Here is a 20,038-nt window from a genome sequence, read left to right as displayed (position 1 = left end):
GCGGCGTGTCAGTGCGTCGCACGATTAACGGAGACGCCTGTGACCACCATCTGGATCAAACACCCCCGCGCCTGCTATACCGCCAATGCACAAAATGCCGACAACGGCATCGTCATTTGCAACGACCGCATTGTGGAACTGGTGGCCAGCGGCCAACAACCTAACACCGTGATCGATCAAACCTGGGATGCCAGCGAGCACGTATTGTTGCCCGGCTTAATTAATAGCCATCACCATTTTTATCAAACCCTCACCCGTGCTTGCCCAGTGGCATTAAATAAAAAGCTATTTCCCTGGTTACAAAGTTTATATCCCGTCTGGGCCGGGCTGACGCCAGAGTGGCATGCCGTCGCCACGGAGTTGGCGCTGGTCGAACTGCTGCTTTCGGGCTGCACCACGGCTGCAGACCATCACTATTTATTTCCCCAAGCGCTCAATGCCGCCATCGACCAGCAAGCAGAAATCGCCCTGCGATTGGGCATGCGCGCCACTTTGACCCGTGGCTCAATGTCGCTCAGCCAAGAAGACGGCGGCTTGCCTCCCAAAGAGGTGGTGCAAACGGAGCAACACATTCTGGATGACAGTGAGCGCTTGATCCGCCGCTGGCATCAACAAGATGAGCATGGCTTGTTGGAAATCGCATTGGCGCCTTGCTCACCGTTTTCGGTCACGCAGGAGCTGATGTCGGCAACAGCCGAATTAGCGCAACAATATCGGGTAGGCTTACATACCCATTTGGCCGAAACCGAGGATGAAAACGCGTTTTGTATCGCCCAGTTTGGTCAGCGGCCGCTGGATTACCTTGAATCCGTCGGCTGGTTAGGCGCACACACCTGGTTAGCGCATGGCATTCATTTTAATCGTGAGGAAATCCAGCGTTTAGGCCAAACAGGCACAGGGATCTGCCATTGCCCATCCTCCAATATGGTGCTGGCCTCGGGCATTTGTCCGGTGAATGAACTGCAACAAGCTGGCAGCCCGGTGGGGTTAGGCGTCGATGGCAGTGCATCCAATGACCACAGCAATTTAATGCAGGAAGTGCGACAAGCCTTATTAATTCAACGTTTACGCTATCCAGCCGATGCCTTCAGCCATTTGGATGCATTGCAGCTGGCCACCAAAGGCTCTGCAAGTGTGCTTAATCGCGACGATATTGGTGAGCTGGCCGTCGGCAAAAAAGCCGATATCGCGCTATTTAAGTTGGACGAGCCGCGCTTCAGCGGTGCCCATGATGCCTTGGCGGCCTTGGTTCTATGCGGCGCTCAGCGCGCCGATGCCGTGATGGTTAATGGCAGTTGGAAAGTGCAGCAAGGACAGTGGTTGGGTGGTGATATCAAGGAGCTAATGCAGCGTCACCAAAGCGCTGCCGAGCAACTATTGAGCGCTACATAAGGCGCAAGGGCTGGCCATTTGCTGCCATCACTGCCTTGCTCTGAAAGCCCGCAGCACTCGCGCAGAGCTGTGTGGAGTTAGTCAGAAGTGCCCTAGCGCACAAGTCAGGGCGGACCTTGTTCACACTCATGGCTGAACAGCGTTGTTAGCACTGGCCAGCCATACACTGGCGGCTTAGGATAGCGCCTTTCAAAAAACCAACCTTCAGGGATATCGCGTTATGACCATTGTTCGCCGTTCAGCTTGGTTAGGGTTGGCCGCCAGTTGCTTGCTCTCTTTTCCTCTGCAAGCTGCCGAGCCGGTAGTCACCGAGCAATATCGCTGTACCCATAAAGACCAGCAGCGCCTTATTTGGGTTGCCTACGAGCAAGTAGGGCAGCAAATTCCTTGTGCGGTGTATTATCAAAAAGATGGCCAACAGCAAACCTTGTGGCAAGCCAGTAAAACCGTCGGCTATTGCGAGCGTAAAGCGGCTGAATTTGTTGCCAAACAAGAAAGTTGGGGCTGGCAGTGCCAAATAGAAACTGTCGCAGCAAAAGCTGCAGAAAAAGACGCGACACCCCCTATGGACGAGCAAGATCAAACTTTTTTAAACCATCAAGAGCGTTACCGTCACAGCGCTCGCTTTGCCGGTTTGCTGCAAGCGCTCACCCCCATCAAACTCGAGGTCGATCAATACGCCAACCTGCACGGTGAGTTTCCATCAGACTTGACCGATTTAGGTCGGCAAGCACCCGTGCAGAGTAAGGAGTATGATGCTGTCAAAATCAGTCATGGCATTATCGCTGCCCAAGCCAACGCAGGCTGGCCAACACCTGCCATTGTGCGTCTGACACCGACATTCAGCTCTGTTGGAGGGAAAATTGACTGGGATTGCAACACCAATGTAGAGCTAATTGACCAGTCAGTCTGTGATTTTTACCCTAACTTGGTGTACTGATTTTTATGCCACGTCCTCGCCTCTTATGCTTAGAAGCCACACCCTTGTAGATCAACATAAAGCATGAGATTGTTCTTTAACCATAGGTGAAGGCTGGCTTGCCGAGCATGTTCCTATCTGAGTAGTGCCCCGTAATCCCTCACTCGACAAAAAATAATCGAGATATCAACACCTTAGATAAAGCCCATAGGGTCTTAATGCATATCTATGGTGTTGAAACTTGTATCGGTGGCGTATTTTTCATCATTCTTAAGACGTATTTTCAAGTGCCAATAGGCGTCAAAATCGGACGCATTGCGAGTATTTTGTATAACCTCTGAGACAGCCATGCATCTCTGTCCTCCGATCAAAACGGATATATGGTAATCGCATATGGATATCTCAATCAGAACCCGACTGCACCTGCTCGCTGTTGTTCCCGTCGTGTTGTTAGCCTCAGTACTGGCTGGCGTTGCTTATATTCAAATTGGCCAGTTATCACAACAGCAAACCGCCCAAGCCGAGGATAATTTAATCCAACTCAAGCGCGACCAGTTGCAAAGCTATGTGCGCATGGCTACCACCGCTGTCACCCATCTTTATGACAGCGGCGCTTCACTGCAACAGGCGCTGCCCATCCTCAAGGCACTAGAGTATGGCAACAACGGTTATATGTTTGGCTATCACAGCGATGGAACGCGGGTATTACTCGGCTCAATGGATAAAGGGCTGGGGGAAAATCACTGGAATTTACAAGACGTCAAGGGGAACTACCTGATTCGTGAGCTCGTCACTGCCGCTCAACAAGGCGGTGATTATGTAACTTACTACTTTCCTAAACCGGGTGAAACCGTCGCCTCACCCAAACTTTCCTATGCCATTTATCTCGAACGCTGGGATCTGGTACTGGGAACGGGCTTTTACCTTGAAGACATCGACGCCATTGTCGACGGCCTACACGCCACAGCCGACGCGGGCCTTATGCAGCTGGAGTCGATACTGGCACTGGTCGCCCTAGGCTTGCTGGTGATAGTCATTCTGTCAGCCGTCTGGGTTAGCCGTAGCATTATCTTCCCCATCAACCGTGCTTTGTCGTTTGCCAAGGTGCTAGCAAAGGGCAACCTCAGTCAAAATATTCGGGTGACAGGCAACAATGAAATGGCGCAGTTACTGCACGCACTGCAGGATATGAACGATCACTTGCGAGACACAGTGGACAACGTCAAAGGCGGTGCGCAATCACTGGCCAGCGCCTCTGAACAACTCAACGCCACCTCGCAAGCACTCAGCACCTCCTCTACCGAGCAAGCGTCCAGCATTGAACAAATCACTTCATCGGTAGAAGAAATGGCATCATCGATTACCCGCAATGCCGACAATGCCCGACAAACCGAAGCCATCGCTATTGAGTCGGCAAAAAAAGCTCGCCAAGGCGGTGAGGCCGTTACCAACACAGTAACCGCCATGTCCAATATCGCAGAAAACATCACCATCATTGACGACATTGCCTATCAAACCAACCTGCTTGCCCTTAACGCCGCCATCGAATCCGCCCGAGCTGGTGAGAGTGGCAAAAGCTTTGCCGTGGTCGCCACCGAAGTACGCAAGCTCGCCGCCCGCAGTCAGGAAGCCTCACGCACTATTGGTGAGCAAGCTAGCAATAGCGTCGCCATTGCCCAACAGGCTGGCCAACTTTTAGAAGAAATTGTCCCCAGCATTGAGCGCACCGCCGAGCTGGTGCAACAAATATCATCCGTCTCCGCCGAGCAAGCCAGTAACGCTCAAATGATGAGCCGCTCCATGTCAGAAATGGACAGCGTTACCCAACAAAATGCTTCGGCGTCGGAGCAATTATCTGCCACTGCCGAAGACATCAGCCAACAAGCCCAAGCGTTGCAGCAAACCACAGAGTTTTTTCACACTTAAGGCGAGTGACAGTTTCTTTATCCACTCGCCATCTGGTGAAGTGCTATACCAATGCCAACAGCAAGAATACCAGTAAACCGCCCGCACTCAGCGCCAAGGTTTTGTTCTTTAACATCGGCGATTGCAAGCCCAATACCAGCCCCGACACCATAATAAATAGCAGGCCTACGGCGAATAATTTTTCAAACCATTTAAACCAGCCCGGACCATGGCCTTTGTGCAACTCCATCACCATGGCTTGTAAATTTGGCTCAGCGCGGCTGATCACAACGAGATCATCTTGCATTTGCAAGCGAAAATGCTCACGACTGGTAGGCCGCGTGTACCACTGATCGCCTTTGATTTTCACATACTCAAAGTCACTGTCCAGCTGCTGGCTTTGCAATAGAGCTTTTACCTGCTGCTGGCGCTCATCGGACTGCTGTGACCATTCGGGGGCTGTAACCTCGGCCACCTGCTGGTAATTCATTTGGCCTTTGATCCCAAATAGATACAAGCCACCGGAAATGGCCATGATAATCACCATGGGGGCAAAGAAAGCGGCCAGATAAAGGTGAATCGAAACAAGAAGTTTTCTCGACATTGTTGACTACTCATCGAATAAGGATTGAAGTAAGTTACCCAAGTCACTTTGCAGTTTTGCGAAAACGGCAGCTGTGCTCTCTGGATCATGGGTTAAAGACTATCAGGTGCTGTTTAAATGAACCTTAAAAAAGCAAGCCATCATGCACAGGCTGTTGCTGGACTGGCTTACTTTCCCTTTGACCCAAAGTCTGCTGGCTGAACTGCAGCGGTGGAAGTGATTGGCATTCCTGCGCTCTGAGCAAATGGCAACAGAATCGGAACGCAGTGCGCTGATCTTGCAGCGTCGCTTGGGGTGAAGGTTGTCATCATCAACAGCTGGTGGAGCAACCAAGGCGCAAGCGCTCGGTAATTGTTCGGCTATTGTTGCTCGGTTGTGGCGCCTTAAGTGTTCACACCGTCAGTCGCTTATTGGGCTACAGTGACCCGGCCAATTTCAGCCGGGCCTGTCGCCAATGGTTTGGCTTATCGCCCCGGGCCATGCGCGCCTGAGTAATTCAGCCTCAGAAAACGATGGTTTTATTACCGTGACGCAATACCCGATCTTCTAGGTGGCTGCGCACACCACGGGCCAACACCATTTTTTCAACGTCTTTGCCAAGGCGCACCATGTCTTCAACGGTGTCTTTGTGCGACACACGAATTACATCCTGATCAATGATGGGGCCAGCATCCAGCTCTTCAGTCACGTAGTGACAGGTCGCACCAATAAGTTTTACACCGCGCTCAGCGGCTTGATGATAAGGTTTGGCACCGACGAAAGACGGCAAAAAACTGTGGTGAATATTAATCACCTGGCCGACATAGCGCTGGCATAAATCCGCCGGTAATATTTGCATGTAACGAGCCAGCACAATGGTATCGGCGTTATGCTCATCCACAATGGCACTCACGCGGCGAAAGTGCTCTTCTTTATTATTTTTATCCACCGGCACATGAAAAAATGGAATGCCGTGCCATTCAACCATCGAACGCAAAGTATCATGGTTGGAAATCACACAAGGAATATCGCAGTCGAGTTCCTTGCTGTGCCAGCGGTGCAATAAATCCGCCAGGCAGTGACTTTCGCGGCTGGCCATTAAAATAACTTTTTTAGCCACGCCAGAGTCTTTCACATCCCATTGCATATCAAACTCTGCCGCAATCGGTGCAAACTCTTGTTTAAACTCTTCCAGCCCTAGTGGCATGGAATCCGCTTTGATGCAGTGGCGCATAAAAAACTGGCCACTGGCGAGGTCGGAATAGTGATTCGCCTCCAAAATCCAGCCGCCGTGGCCGGACAAAAACTGCCCGACTTTGGCAACGATGCCAACACGATCCGGACAGGAAATGGTCAAACGGTACACACGTTCCATAAATATAACTTCTTCTTAAGCTGCTAACGCCAGACCACGATGCCGCCCTACCACAGGGGAAATCAAAGCCCGGCCAATGAAATGGCCGGCTATCATAGCAGCTGCGGCCGTGAGGGGCTGCGGCAAGTGTTATTTTTCAGCCTGTCACTAATGGCCGTGCTTGGGGGCCAGCACGCTCTACCGCCTGATTGAGCATGCGATCCGCGACCACAGGCCCCAGGCATTCACACAAACCGATATAAATCAGGTTGAGTAAGGCGCGCAATTGATGGGTATCCGCCGCCGTTGTTAGCCGCTCGCCATTTTTTGCACAGCGAGCGAAATCTTCCATCAAGGCTGGGGATATCAGCGTCCGGGACAGTCGCCGACGCCCGGCTTGCTCCATCACATAATGCGTCACTGTCACGGCGGTATCTGAGCGCAGGTCGTAAAACAGTGACGCCAGGATTTCATTAAAGACCGCCAGTTCTGCGTCATCTCGGGCTTCAGTAGCGGGCTGCAGCGCCTGTTGATAACGCTGCATGGCGGGCCAAGGATCAGGTTTGAGCTTGGCGGCATCATCCATCAGTAGCGCTATCAACTGGCGATACAAAGACGCGCGATGCTGCTTTACCACAGGAAAGTGGCTGCAAGCGGTAAAAAACGCATTCAGCTCAAACGGCGAGCGATCTGCAAATTCACGTTGCCATAACCACATCACTGGCCATAACTGCAGTTCTGGCAAATATTCAGACATCACGGTGTACACAGCACGACGGTTTCTTGCTTCGCTCATCCGCGTTACTCCCGAATAATGCTATGGCGGTGAAACTCCGGATACCCCACTTCATCGTGCTCGGTAAAATCCAAACCTTGTTGCTCGTGTTGGGTTGAGGCGCGCAATCCCAGCGTGCGATCAATGGCAAAAAACAGCAGCAAAGACAGCGGGAACGCCCATAAAAATGCTGCCCCGATTCCCGCCAGCTGCACCATTATTTGTGTTGGATTGAATAAATCTCCGTGCACAAACATGCCGGCTGCCAAGGTCCCCCAAGCACCTGCAAAGCCATGCACAGGAATGGCACCCACCACATCGTCCAATTGCCAGCGCTCCAATAAGCGCGCACCCGCCACGGCGATGGCGCCTGCGATTAACCCGGTAAAGGCCGCCAGTTCAGGCGCCATCACCGCACAGCCTGCGGTAATACCTACCAGCCCCGCCAAGCTGCCATTCACCGTTGCGGTTAACAACACAGGTTGACGCGTTAAGCGGCTAAACAACAATGCTCCACAGGCGCCTGCCGCCGCGGCCAACTGGGTATTCAGCACAATTTTGCCAATATCGCTGCCTGCCGCTAACGTGCTACCGCCGTTAAAACCAAACCAGCCCAACCATAAAATAAAGCCGCCCAGCGCCACCAAGGATAAATTATGGCCAGGTATGGCGCGCACCTCGCCACTGCGTTTATCAAAGCGACCGCTGCGTGGCCCCAGCACCATAATGCCGGCTAAAGCACACCAAGCACCGATGGAATGCACCACGGTAGAACCGGCGAAATCAATAAAACCTAAATCGGCCAGCCAACCGCTGCCGCCGTATAAACCGCCCCAAACCCAGCTGCCGAACAGCGGATAAATCAACACAATAATGCCAGCTGCGGCCAATAAATAGGCATCGTATCGAGTGCGTTCCGCCATGGCGCCGCTGCAAATGGTGATGGCGGTGGCAGCAAACATGGTTTGAAATAGCAGCAGGGTAAAATCCCAATCGCTGGCATCGGATAAAGCAAAATGACTGGTGCCCATAAAGCCTGTGAGGTTTTCACCAAACATAAGGCCATAGCCGACCAGCCAGAATAATAAACTGCCCAGGCAAACATCCATGTAGTTTTTCATCATTACATTCACAGCATTTTTACTGCGTGACATACCGCTTTCTAATAATGCAAAGCCCGCCTGCATAAAAAATACCAGCGCCGATGCCATCACCAGCCACACGGTATTCATAGACAACACCCATTCCGACACCGATGGCGGTGCGGCCCAGGTCATAGGAGAAAAAGCGATTCCAAATAACAACCAAACAGTCGATTTCATCAGCACACTCCTTGAAGTCAACGCGGCGTTTAAGCCGGTGGATATCAAATGGAGCAAGGCATATGCCATAGCGTCTGAATGCGTGCTGGGCGCTGCACATTGCGAGCAGCGCAGGATGCTTCTAAGCGCTGTCTACCTTGAAAATACCCATGCCAGCGGCCACTAAAGCCCTAAAGCAGTGCATTCACGCAATAGTGCACCATTGTTGGTTAAATTATGCGACTATGATGACACTGTAACAGTCAGGCAGAGGTGACGCGTATGTCGTTAGTGGTGTTTGATATGGGTCGTCGGGTTGAAACACCGGTTCAGCCGGATCGCTTGCGCACTCAAAAAACCACCGCTACCTCACCGGTGCAGGACGATCACCCTGCCACGCACAGCTATGAAGCCACCGCCGACTCAGCCTACCAGCACCCAGAGCAACGCCCACCTCAGCCAGTCGCTTATGTGCAAGACATTATGTCGCAGCAGGTTGAGGCCCTAAGTCCCAACGACAGTTTGGGGTTGGCGTTACGGCGCTTCCGGCACAACAGTTTTCATCACTTCCCAGTGGTGGATGACAATCTGCAAGTGCATGCAATTTTATCCGATCGCGATGTACTGAATGCACTGATAGAAAACAACGATATTCAACACCACCCGGTGAGCCGCTATGCCAGCCGGCCGGTGGTGTGCATTCGGCCCCAGGCCGATATTCGTCAGGCTGCGCAAACGCTGTACCAATACAACATCGGCGCGCTGCCGGTGGTAGATGACCAGCAACAGTTGTGTGGCATTTTGACGCCATCCGATATTTTGCGCACCCTGAGTCATTACGGCCCAATGGAGCTTTGGGCCTGATCATCTAGGAGTTGTTCATGATCAAAAATTATCAACTGGTACACCCCAAAACCCATCTGCGAGTCTTATCCCGCTACGAAATTCAACAATTAACCGATACCAATAGCGCAACTCATGAGCTCTTTCGGCGCTGCTGCTATGCGGTGTTAAATGCTGGCAATGGTACCGATGACTACCTCGATTTAGAGCAGGATTATCGTCATTTTGATATCGAGGTATTGCAACAAGACCGTGGCATCGTACTCAACCTAAAAAATCCGCCAGCGTCTGCCTTTGTCGACGATGACATGATTCGCGGTGTGCGCGAACAACTGTTTTCGGTGCTGCGCGATGTGCTTTACGCTCAAGATTCCATTTTGCGCGCCCATCGCTTTGACCTCAACAACCCAGAAGACATCACCAACGCGGTGTTTCACCTGCTGCGTAACGCCGGTGTTTTAAAACCCGACACCGAGCCCAATTTGGTCGTTTGCTGGGGTGGCCACTCCATTCCTCGGCATGAATACGAATACACCAAAAAAGTCGGCTACCAGTTAGGCTTGCGTGGCCTTAACGTAGGCACAGGGTGTGGCCCAGGTGCCATGAAGGGCCCTATGAAAGGCGCTGCCATTGGCCACGCCAAACAACATATTTGCGATGGTCGCTACATTGGCATTACTGAGCCGGGCATCATTGCCACAGAAGCGCCCAACCCCATCGTTAATGAGCTAGTGATTCTGCCGGATATTGAAAAGCGCCTAGAAGCCTTTGTGCGCATGGCTCATGCCATTGTGATTTTCCCTGGTGGCCCAGGCACAGCCGAAGAATTGCTGTTTTTATTGGGTGTTTTGTCCCATCCAGATAACCGTAACATGCCTTTTCCTGTGGTCATTACTGGGCCACAAGAAGCTGGTGACTATTTAAAAGCCATTGATAGGTTTATCGGCGACAGTTTAGGCGAAGAAGCACAGTCGCGTTATCAGCTAATTATTGATGAGCCGACTACCGTTGCCCGCACCATTAAAGAAGGCTTACGCAAAGTACAAGACTATCGCCGCCAAGAGAACGACGCCTATTTCTTTAATTGGCGCTTAACCATCGACCCGGATTTTCAGCATCCGTTTGAACCGACGCACGAAGCCATGGCCGCCCTCAGCTTAAGCAAGCAACTGCCTGAGCACGAACTGGCGGCCAATTTACGCCGCGCATTTTCTGGCATTGTCGCCGGCAATGTGAAGGAATCTGGCGTGTTGCGAGTGCGAGAACATGGGCCGTTTCAACTCAGCGGCGATGCCGGCATCATGGCCGGCATGGATCAGCTATTAAAAGCGATGGTTGATCATGGCCGCATGAAAATCAGCGGCCAATACACGCCTTGCTATCAAATCAATAATAGCTAAGTACATTGTCAATGCCGGTGCTGCCGTCCAATTCCACTTGCTTATGCACTGTGGTTAACGGCGCCAGCACCGCATCACGGCCCTCGGCAAAGCTTTGTTCTTTCACCACCAGCTGATAAGCCTTATTTAACTGCAAAGCACGTTGTGGTGACGGCATCAGCAGCAGAGAGATGTCCGTTTCTAGCTGGGCAAACGCCTGCGTTTTAGGGCTCATATCGCTATGAAAGAAGGTATTTAATACCTCCATATTGTTGCGATATTCATTACCCGTCGGATTATTTTGCAAGTAGAACGCATACTCGCCTTGGCCATCTTCACGTTTAGGGTCTGCAATACCTTGCAGGCCTTTTTCCAACCAGTGATACCAGCCATCGCGAAAAGTGCCGTGGTCAAACTTACGCTCCAGCGACACAATGGTGTCGTTACTGGCGCCCATGCCACCGTGGCAGCCCGCGCAAAAATAGGTTTCTTCGTAGGTTTGTGGACGCAGCTGGCCTTTATCATCTTCAATAAAGCCTTGGTATGTCCAGCCATGCGCTAAAGTCAGGCCCTCTTCGGCATTGCCAGTGACCTGCTTGGTGCGATCAGGGAAGTCGTGACGCTCTTTGACTTCATTGTCGACAATGGTGCGCAGCTGGTGATAATTGCGCCAGAAGGATTTTTTACCGTAGCGAAATTCTTTCATCCGCTGGGCCATGGCGGTTCCGTTTTCGGTCACGTCGAGATAGCGCACACTGTGGGCAAACTCAGTGCCGACGGGCAACAGCCGCGCTGCGGCTTTTACTTCGCCCGCTTTTTGTAGCTCACCGGCCAAGCCAACATAATACATATGGCGATTTTCTAACGGCGCCCAATCGTAGCGAATAACAGAGCTGATGCTCAGCACGCCATCTTTATTTAAATCAACGCCGACCTTGCTCTCATCCACCGGCCCGAAGGGTACGTCTTTTTCACGGGCAATGGCTTCAGCGATGGCCAGGTTGAGCTTATAAATTTCTTTGTCAAACTCACCGTCGCGGTTTTGACGAAAAGGCTCTGGCAAACGCATCATAACGTCATCGGTAGAGCCGTTAGTCGGCATAAAAGTGCCGGGAAATGGATAATATGCGTACACACGCCAGCCAGTTAGGCTGCCATCTGGAGCGCGATCAAAGCCTTCTTCATCAAAATTAAAATACACATCCGGCACATAGCCATCCCACTCACCATTGCCGTTGCGATCCCACTCTGCGGGTAGCTGATGCAGCTTTTGCGCTAGGGTAATCTGGCCATGCTTATCTTTATAATTATCTTGTCGCACGTAATTTAAAATCGCGTCATCACTGATGGCAGCGACGGCCTCACGGCGGTCTTTAAATAGGTTTGACCAGTAGTTTTTTAACCCTGGTTCAGGAAAGGTGTAGGTTTGCTGAACGTCGGTATCGTTCAAGAAATTAGGCCGCTTGCTGTCGGTATGACACACATAGCACGGGTTCTGTGCGCCCTGCTCCGTCACTGGGTCGGTGTAACATTGTGGCGGTATGTAGGCGACGGGGTTGTGGCTAACATCATGGCTTAGGTCGATTAAGCTGCCATATTCTAAGTTATTGTCAGCGACTGACGATGTGTTATCAGGTACTTCGGTGCTGGCCTGTTGAGGGTTGTCTTCCTGACCATTAAAACAGCCACTGAGCAGCGCAGCGGCCAGTAACCAGATGGATTTGTTCATGATTTTCTCCCAACAAAAAAGGACGGCCGCAGCCGTCCTTTGCAGGTTACCCCGCCAATGTGACTACTGTTTTACAGCCGGGAAAGGCCCGATGTAGCCGGTGTAGGCACGCGCTTCACCCGCGCCGGTGTCTTTATCGCTGTCGGATTCACCGTATGGGTGCTGCACCACAGAGGTCAGGTAAGCCCAACCATTAATATTGGGGTACCAATAAGGTGAAGTGGTTTCGGCACCGTAGGGAGTAGTCTGAATGCGAGTCAGTGACTGATCCGCAAAGTCGTACGCCCAGATCACATCGTTCTGGTGGCCGCTGCCGGTATCTTCACCAATGATCAGCTTGTCGTAGCCTGACATATAGGTAACGTTATCCGGGTTGGCAATGCCATCGATATGGCAGCTGTTGTTTTCTTCAAAACCTGCCACTTGTGGATCTTGCTCAGACACTGGGCGACCTAATACCAAGCCCGACATATTTTGCGCCACATAGTCAGAGCCCATGGCGGTATTTTGGGCCAGGTCCAACTGATACACAGCGCCACACTTGTTGTAGCTGTTCAGGCGAATGTGGTTAGGGCCACCGATGTCGTAAGAGTTTTTCGACGCGCCATTTTTCTTAAAGTCTTCCATGCCACGTTCAACCGACGACATGGCAATATAGAGCTTGTTACGCTTGCTATCGAAAGTCACGCCTTCTTCTTTGCGAAACTCGGTGGTTGCACCCAGCATGGCCGCGTAGCGACGGGTTTCCAAACGCGAGGCGACGGTTTCCATACCAGGTTTAACTTTCAAGCATTCCTGACCATTGCCACCGGCGTTGATGGAGGTGTAACCCACTGGGCAAACGTTGGCCTCTGGCTCAACGGCATCAAAAATATCGGCAAACTTCACCTGTGGCTTGCCGTTGCTGCCGTGCACATAGTCTTTGATGTCTGCGCCATTGGCATGCCCTAAGCTCACCCATTCTAAGTTGGCCGCACCCACGCCCTCAGCTGAGGTTTGACGCCATTTAGCGGCATAGGTGGTACCTGAGCTTAAGTCACCTTTATTGTCAGCGACGAACATATATAAACCAACGTTGGTGCCATCGTCTGTCATGTAGACGGTTTTTTCGTCTGGCATTACATACGACAGCTCGTAGGCTAAACGGCCCATGGCGTAGTGCTTGGTTGACGTCACTGTGGCATCTTCATCGACGGCCACTTCGATGTTCCAGCCATAATAATAAGGGTTCCACTCGCTAGGGTTAGCGTAATAATCCAGCATTGGGGCCGAGTAACCATTATCAGCGGCATCATCGCCAGTAACCTGGCTGCGTGCATCCGGCTCATATTCTTCTGACGCCAAGTGAGTGGTCCAAGGCGTCACAGAGCCAGCACAGTGTACCCACCCACCGTCAACGCCAGACTGATCAATTTGTTGCAGCGATTTAACCGACAACACGCCATCGTCGGCTTGATCCAGTTCCATTAGGAACATAGCGCCAGGGCGGTCTTCAAACTGTGACACCGAAAACAGCTTATCGCCCACAGGTAAAATCGAGGTGAATTCATTAGAGTCAGAAATGCGTACAGAGCCATCTTCAGCTTGCAGCACGCTGCCGGTTTTATCCACCAGCTGACCAAACATAATGCCGTCTTTCTCATCGCCCGAGCGCAAGAAAGTGCGGTACTCACCACCGTAGGTTTTCTCTTCTACCGTAGCGCTGGAGGCCAAAATAGCGCGCTTGTCGGCGTCGGTGGCAGGCGCATTGACACCGGCAAACGTAATCTCACGGGTGGCAGGTGTGCTATCGCTATCGTTATCACTGCCACATCCAGTTACCGCAGCAGCGGTAGCTGCGATCATCAGCGCCTGAGCCAGACGCGACTTCATCATCGTTTCCATGGTTATTCTCTCTTTATCAAACCGTGTACGGTCAGGAGAGGGCAGCCTAGCGATGCTTAATGACAATTCAGATAAGAAAATATGACAGTAACAAGTCACATCCGTGACAAGAGATGCGGGTAGAAGAAATCCGTTACCCTAAACGGACAGGCGGCCTAGCCGCCTGCCGGTTTGGTTTCACACCAATGCCTCACACAGTTCAGCCAGGCGCACATCGCGCTCGCTGACACCATTTACATCATGGGACCACCACAGCACCTCGACATGGCCGTAGGTAATGGTTAACTGTGGGTGATGGTCGTGTTCATCCGCCAATGTCGCCACCTTTTGAGCAAACGCCATGGCCCCGGCGAAATCGTTAAAGCGGAAGTCTTTTTGCAACGCAGCCACCCCATCTAGCAGCTGTTTTTGCCACTGCGGTAACGTCGACAACGCCGTAACGATGGCCTCATCATTTAATTTATCACTCATGCTAATGCTCCTTCGCTGAGATTCCCCATCACCTTAATGGCAGCCAACACAGGTTTAAAGAGCAGCGTGCGGGTTGGCCCATTACTGGCGCCCCCATCTGCACACAGCAGACCGGTCGCCACTGTCTTAGCCTTAAGCCCTAACCTTGGTGTAGCCAGTAGCGGTTGCCCTAAGCACAGCTGAACAAACACTGAACATCGCTCAGAAAAATCGCCCTAAAACCCAGCGTTCCAGAGCTTTGCTTTTCTCTACAGCGCATTTCACGGCCGATATAATCACCTTGATCGCCACAAGGAATCAGCATGCGCCAAGGAATGCTAACGCTAGTAGTCATTGCCATCAGCACAGTGTGTAGCAGCGGCTGTGCGACCTTCAGAGCACATGACCTACCTACCGTGCCGCAACACGCCTTGCACACTGCCAAGCCGGACAAGACCAGAGTGTATAGCGAGTGGCGCATGGCAGCAGCCAATGATGCTTTCAGCCAAGACTATTACGCCGATTTTCATAGAACCGCATTTGAAACGGCGTTAATAGAGTCGGGTTGCTGTCAGATTGTGGCCACCAAAGCCCAAGCGCAGGTCACCATACGCGGCGTGGTCAATAGCCAAAGCAATGTGCTGGACTTATTCATTCACCCCATGCCCGCCCTGCTTTTTCTGCTACCTGGGTGGAAAACCGGTGCAATCAACCTGCACATTACCGCGCAAAATCACAGCGACCAAAATCTGTACAAGCTGCAGGATTCATTTACCGTCGTGCATTGGCTGCCTTTAATATTACTGCACCCATTTAATGACGACCCAGCCAGAGCGGCCCATGAGATGGAAAGAAACGCTTACCGCTATCTCGTGCTGACACTGAAAAACGACAGGCTTATTTAAAAGGCCCTACTTTTCTAGGGCCTTAAGGCTTAGGCTTATTCGCCAATCAATGCCTTAATCATTTTCTGACCAACATCGGTATGATGCTGCATGGTAGAAAACTGCTTGGTGATGGCTTCTGGGCCAAAAGCATATACCGGCACAGGTGCTGCGGTATGGGTGCCATTGCCCCAGGTCACGCTTTGCTTGTGCGCAATTTCACGCGCAATCAAAGCACCGGTGTCTTCATCTGCATACACGTAGAAGTCTGAAAAATCGTTAAATTTTGGGATATTGGTCGCACTCAGATACTTGTGCTCAGGGTGCACATCTTCTGCTGGCACTTCGTAGCGCGCCGCAATGCGCTCACCTGATTCGGTATCAATGTGGAAGTCTTGATGCAAGCTGGCATTCACTTCCGCTACCCAATCAGCCGCCTGGCTATTGGAAAAATCCCAATCGCCATTGACAGCGCTCAAAATGTCATAAAACGAGCGCTCCTGGGCGTAGATCTTATCCAGCGTTGCCAAGGCACCAAAGTTGTATTGCGGCTGGTAATCGCGCGCACTGCCATCGCCATTCACCATGCCATCACCTGGCAGAGTTTTCGCCGCTGGAATATCGTGCTTGTGATACGCCATACCAAAGCCACCGGTTTCATGGTCTGCCGTGACCACCACCAAGGTGTCATCACGCTCTGCCGCCCACTCATGTACCGCCTGTACGGCCTCATCAAACTTCAGCATTTCATGCAGCAACCAACCGGTGTCATTAATATGACCCGCCCAGTCGATTTGGCCACCTTCAACCATCAAGAAGAAGCCATCAGGGTCTTGCGAGAGAATATCCAACGCTTTTTTGGTCATTTCTTTCAGCGATGGCTCATCAGCACATTTGCTACCCGCTTCTGCCGTGCCTGCCTTTTTGCACTGAGTGTATTCAATACCATCGTTCATCGCCGAATCATCAAACAGGCCCAACAGTTTGCCTGAAGTAACGGCGTTCATTTGGGCGCGATCAAATGCCAGCGCGTAGCCCGCGCTTTTTGCTTCCATAAATAGATTGCGATCGTCATCAGCGCTGCGCTTGGATTTTTTGATGACATGAGTCGGTGCATTCAATTCTGCCGCCAGTGCAGCAAAATCATCCACAGCCGGTGCCCAATGGCGCGAGCCACCGCCCAACAAAACGTCTACGCCGGCATCTAATAAATCTTCAGCGATTTCATTTTCCATCGAGCGATGCGGGCGATGCGAGGCAAAGCCTGCTGGCGTGGCGTGAGTTAAGCGCGTATCGGTAATCAGGCCCGTAGCCTTACCCATTTTTTTGGCTTTTTCCAAAATGGTTTCGACTTTATTGCCTTGGTCATCCAAACCCACGGCTTCAGAAATCGAACCTTGGCCCGTCGCCAGTTGCGTGGCCGAGCAAGCAGAGTCCACTACCAAGCCAGGGTTCGCCCCCATGGGCGCTGTCATGGATAGACCCAACGCACCGCCCTCAGCCAAACGCTGCAAGCCAGTCACCTGACCCACTTGAGCAGCATTGGCTGGCGCACGACGCGCATATTCTTCCAACAAACCGACTTGCTGAGCGCCCATGCCATCGCCAATCATCAAAATCAGATTTTTCACCTGACCTTGCTGCGCTGTCGTTTCGCTATCCGAGCTGGAATCTGAATCACTGCCACAGGCAACGAGCAGAGTCGACGTAACAATCGCCGCCGATAATTTGCTGAGGGTTTTCATGAAATAAGTAACCTTCGATAGTGCGAATGACTTTTGCCCCAAACAGGTCCGGGGCACATTGGGCGTGCACGCTACAAAGGTAATATAAAAGTTTTATGACAAAGTTGATTGAATGTTCAATCAGTGAGCAAACTGTCCCCAAAGGACTCTATTCGGGCTGCCAACGGGTTAATGAATGCGCAAAAAGCTGCGTTGCGTTTAACCGCCAAGCCCTATGCCATTATTGAAGGAGCTTGCTCTCACGTCGGCGGGAGAACTCCCTGCTTTGCGCTGCTATCTGGGCCCCCCCCTGCGGGCACAGGCACTGCCAACTCAGGCGGCCTGCTAAGGCGTGGAAAACCTAGCCGCGAGAGCGAGTTCAAAGCTTGAAACAGACATCCCGAGAATAGCCGGTAGTGCCCGAGCTCACACATCACAAAGGCCACACTTGCAATATATGCAGCTAGCCTTAACCTAATGCTTCTATTGTCATCAAGGAAGACAGCAAGGAGAACCCATGCTAAAACCCCATTACTTCCTGGACCCAAACGCTCAAAACCGTGCCCGTGAGGCTGAAAGGGACGCGGCGACGTACCATGAAAATTACGTTGCATGGAAACAACACGCTTTGGAACAGGAACGCTCCGCCAAGCGCCTAGCTCGCGAAAATAGTGGACTACTTACCCGCGCCAAAAACGCCGAGAGCTATCTCCGCATAACGCGGGATCGCTTGCTGGATGCCAGTAATGGCTTGGCCGTGGCCGGTTACACCAACAACCTGGCGCAAGAGCTCATGCTGTACCGGGCTCAGTTGGTCTTTGCTGCCTTGGGGCTGGACCCGAATGACGAGCGCTTTAAGCGCGTACCACCGGAGTTGTGCCTTGGCTTGCAAGGCAAGCATACGCCAGAAACCCTCGGTGAACGCGCACTGAACGATGGCGAAATCCGCGAGATCAACTTGCGCTTGTTGTGCCGCATGGAGTGGTACGACTGGTGTTTGCATGACCGGGTGTTATCCAAGGCGGAGAACCTGGTGCTCAACGCCCTGTTGAACCCTAGCAATGCTAACGCGCATTTGCGTGGCCGCGCCTTTTGCGATGCTTTAAAAGGTGAAGTGGACACCTACCACCAACTGAAAGACCGTGCCATGACGGTGGAAGACGCCCACAATGGTCCTAACTCGACCAGCGCCATCATGCGCCGCCAGTTTGAGCAGGAGCGCTATCGGTTCTGGCAGCAAAACCGCATTCAGTTTGGCTATTACGAGGGCAAGCCGTTTCCGTCGTCCAAAGAAACCTTGAAGGTCAACCCTAAGGCTCGCTTTGACCTGCACTTGCCCGCCGGCCGCTTGGCGCGGGATTTTGGTATTGATATTGAAACTGGCCGCAAGGTCAGCAATTACCGCGGCACAACCGCAGCCTGCGTCCTATCTGGTGTGCATGGCGGTAATTCTGGAGAATACTACTTCGTTTAGAGCAGGCCACCTTTGCCTCCTCCCAACGGTTGATTTACCGACGCGCCCGCATCGCTCTGGGCGCCTTGGTCGGTTTCTGTCGGCGCAGTAGCACTTGATTGGCTGTCACCACCGGTGGTGCTGCCGCCAGTACCACCTTGGTCGCCATCGCCTAGCAAAAAACAGACAGTCACGCGAAGAGAAGCATGGCTGTTTACTGCCAAAAAACAGACAGTCACGCGAAGAGAGGTCTTGGTGATCTTGCACACCCATCCAACGCAAAATAGCGTTTGGCAACTCCCAGCTCAGGCCAAAGGACTTCCAGCAGGCGTAAAAATGAAGGCCGGTGAAAATCCACATAAGGGGTCAGAGCTTAAGCTCTGACCCCAGCTAGCACACAATGCAAAGCCGCTCTTAGCTCAAAATGCGCTCTCGCATTCAGGTTTCCGCGCCTTAGCAAACAAAAATAGACAGTCATCAAAGAGAAGCATGGCTGTTTACTGCTGCACCCAGTCACTGACAGCCTTGAGCACCGTCTATCAATGAGTCAAAAAGTGATTTAGCTACCGAGAGAGAGTTTCAGACAAAGCTAACCCCTGCTTGTTGAACAAACAGGTTTTTGATGCAGAGATTTTGCTGACTTCTGTTAAGTCAGCAGCTGCTGACAAGCTCCAATGCCAGCCGTTCGGTGTTGCTTGTTATCTTGAAAGAAGCAGCTCAGTTTGGCTTTTAGCCAGGCAAAAAACAGACAGTCACGCGAAGAGAAGCATGGCTGTTTACTGCTGCACCCAGCCACTGGCGGCCTTGAGCACCGTCTATCAATGAATCAAAAAGTGATTTAGCTACCGAGAGAGAGTTTCAGACAAAGTTAACCCATGCTTGTTGAACAAACAGGTTTTTGATGCAGAGATTTTATTGACTTCTGTTAAGTCAGCAGCTGCTGGCAAGCACCAATGCCAGCCGTTCTATGTTGTTTGCTGTCGCGGAAAAAGCAGCTCAGTTTGGCCTTTAGCTGCTGAGCACTGCCCACTAGGCCTTTAAATTGGCTTTCAAATTGCTGCGTCATCACCAGCCAGTGTTGTGGATCAATGCCCAGCCTGAGCAACGCGGGTGGTAAGCTTTGATCGATATGACCGCGTTTATCATCGCGTATTTGTCTGCCTGTCCAGTCCACCAAGTCGATGTAGTCGGTTAACTGCATTGGAATGCCTTCCGGCATTTTTTCACGAGGGTTACCAGCGAAGTTAAATAGCTCGGGGACTTGTTGAAACGGGTGATTGGGTGAACTGGCTTGCTGTGCTTTACGGCTGCGTTTTTTGATCGAGGTATAATCAGACGTTTCAGGTGTTTTCGCCATGCCTGCTCTAACAGGGTTTAAATCCACGTAGGCCATGCAGGCAGCCAGTGCTTTTTCAAAAAACAGACAGTCACGCGAAGAGAAGCATGGCTGTTTACTGCTGCAC

16 protein-coding genes and 1 pseudogene are annotated in these 20,038 nt (G+C 51.9%); 8 read left to right on the top strand and 9 right to left on the bottom strand.

What is annotated here, in order from left to right; translation table 11 throughout:
• Nucleotides 1–39 precede the first annotated feature (39 nt).
• From IE090_RS03745 to IE090_RS03735, 3 genes are all read left to right on the top strand, one after another.
• The gene (locus IE090_RS03745) at nt 40–1,392 is read left to right on the top strand and encodes an 8-oxoguanine deaminase (RefSeq protein ID WP_189387011.1); all 1,353 of its coding nucleotides are present in this window, start codon (nt 40–42) and stop codon (nt 1,390–1,392) included.
• Between the two features lie 220 nt (nt 1,393–1,612).
• Nucleotides 1,613–2,332, top strand: a complete 720-nt coding sequence (locus tag IE090_RS03740) for a hypothetical protein (protein WP_189387010.1) — start codon at nt 1,613–1,615, stop codon at nt 2,330–2,332.
• Nucleotides 2,333–2,704: 372 nt separating this feature from the next.
• Nucleotides 2,705–4,237 (top strand): methyl-accepting chemotaxis protein, encoded by a 1,533-nt coding sequence (locus IE090_RS03735; RefSeq protein ID WP_189387009.1) that lies wholly within the window; start codon nt 2,705–2,707, stop codon nt 4,235–4,237.
• Nucleotides 4,238–4,280: 43 nt separating this feature from the next.
• On the opposite strand, the gene IE090_RS03730 is transcribed toward IE090_RS03735, so the two are convergent.
• Nucleotides 4,281–4,820, bottom strand: coding sequence for a PepSY-associated TM helix domain-containing protein (locus IE090_RS03730; RefSeq protein ID WP_189387008.1), 540 nt, complete (start codon nt 4,818–4,820; stop codon nt 4,281–4,283).
• 320 nt (nt 4,821–5,140) lie between these two features.
• Here IE090_RS03730 and IE090_RS18050 point away from each other — a divergent pair, with 320 nt between their 5' ends.
• On the top strand, nt 5,141–5,311 hold the full coding sequence (locus IE090_RS18050) for a helix-turn-helix domain-containing protein (RefSeq protein WP_189387007.1): 171 nt from the start codon (nt 5,141–5,143) through the stop codon (nt 5,309–5,311).
• 11 nt (nt 5,312–5,322) lie between these two features.
• Here the strand turns inward: IE090_RS18050 and purU are convergent, their stop codons facing one another.
• The 3 genes from purU to IE090_RS03710 all read right to left on the bottom strand — a co-directional run bounded on the left by purU (nt 5,323) and on the right by IE090_RS03710 (nt 8,250).
• The gene (gene purU, locus IE090_RS03720) at nt 5,323–6,174 is read right to left on the bottom strand and encodes a formyltetrahydrofolate deformylase (protein WP_189387006.1); all 852 of its coding nucleotides are present in this window, start codon (nt 6,172–6,174) and stop codon (nt 5,323–5,325) included.
• A 136-nt stretch (nt 6,175–6,310) separates the two neighbouring features.
• Nucleotides 6,311–6,949, bottom strand: a complete 639-nt coding sequence (locus IE090_RS03715) for a hypothetical protein (protein ID WP_189387005.1) — start codon at nt 6,947–6,949, stop codon at nt 6,311–6,313.
• 5 nt (nt 6,950–6,954) lie between these two features.
• Nucleotides 6,955–8,250 (bottom strand): ammonium transporter, encoded by a 1,296-nt coding sequence (locus tag IE090_RS03710; RefSeq protein WP_189387004.1) that lies wholly within the window; start codon nt 8,248–8,250, stop codon nt 6,955–6,957.
• A gap of 261 nt (nt 8,251–8,511) precedes the next feature.
• Between IE090_RS03710 and IE090_RS03705 the strand changes: the two genes are divergently transcribed.
• Nucleotides 8,512–9,093: a CBS domain-containing protein gene (locus tag IE090_RS03705; protein WP_189387003.1), complete on the top strand. Its 582-nt coding sequence runs from the start codon at nt 8,512–8,514 to the stop codon at nt 9,091–9,093.
• Nucleotides 9,094–9,110: 17 nt separating this feature from the next.
• A complete protein-coding gene (gene ppnN / locus IE090_RS03700) occupies nt 9,111–10,472 on the top strand; it encodes a nucleotide 5'-monophosphate nucleosidase PpnN (protein ID WP_189387002.1) in 1,362 nt (453 codons plus the stop codon).
• Here ppnN and IE090_RS03695 read toward each other — a convergent pair.
• From IE090_RS03695 to IE090_RS03685, 3 genes are all read right to left on the bottom strand, one after another.
• A complete protein-coding gene (locus IE090_RS03695; protein WP_229815451.1) occupies nt 10,459–12,180 on the bottom strand; it encodes an Aq_1262 family (lipo)protein in 1,722 nt (573 codons plus the stop codon). The genes ppnN and IE090_RS03695 overlap by 14 nt on opposite strands.
• Nucleotides 12,181–12,243: 63 nt before the next feature.
• Complete coding sequence (locus IE090_RS03690) at nt 12,244–14,064, bottom strand: PhoX family protein (RefSeq protein WP_189387001.1); 1,821 nt, start codon at nt 14,062–14,064, stop codon at nt 12,244–12,246.
• 177 nt (nt 14,065–14,241) lie between these two features.
• Entirely contained in the window at nt 14,242–14,535 is a 294-nt protein-coding gene (locus IE090_RS03685; RefSeq protein ID WP_189387000.1) for a 4a-hydroxytetrahydrobiopterin dehydratase, read from the bottom strand.
• Nucleotides 14,536–14,837: 302 nt separating this feature from the next.
• Here IE090_RS03685 and IE090_RS03680 point away from each other — a divergent pair, with 302 nt between their 5' ends.
• Nucleotides 14,838–15,419 (top strand): hypothetical protein, encoded by a 582-nt coding sequence (locus IE090_RS03680; RefSeq protein WP_189386999.1) that lies wholly within the window; start codon nt 14,838–14,840, stop codon nt 15,417–15,419.
• A gap of 35 nt (nt 15,420–15,454) precedes the next feature.
• On the opposite strand, the gene IE090_RS03675 is transcribed toward IE090_RS03680, so the two are convergent.
• The gene (locus IE090_RS03675; RefSeq protein WP_189386998.1) at nt 15,455–17,143 is read right to left on the bottom strand and encodes an alkaline phosphatase; all 1,689 of its coding nucleotides are present in this window, start codon (nt 17,141–17,143) and stop codon (nt 15,455–15,457) included.
• A gap of 496 nt (nt 17,144–17,639) precedes the next feature.
• On the opposite strand from IE090_RS03675, the gene IE090_RS03670 reads away from it, so the two are divergent.
• Nucleotides 17,640–18,596, top strand: coding sequence for a hypothetical protein (locus tag IE090_RS03670; protein ID WP_189386997.1), 957 nt, complete (start codon nt 17,640–17,642; stop codon nt 18,594–18,596).
• Nucleotides 18,597–19,500: 904 nt separating this feature from the next.
• Here IE090_RS03670 and IE090_RS03665 read toward each other — a convergent pair.
• Nucleotides 19,501–20,038, bottom strand: a pseudogene (locus tag IE090_RS03665) (alpha-amylase family glycosyl hydrolase); the annotation flags it as partial.

This window comes from Bacterioplanes sanyensis (assembly GCF_014652515.1).
GTDB classification, from domain to species: Bacteria; Pseudomonadota; Gammaproteobacteria; order Pseudomonadales; family Oceanobacteraceae; genus Bacterioplanes; species Bacterioplanes sanyensis.
This window is presented reverse-complemented; position numbering and strand designations above follow the sequence as displayed.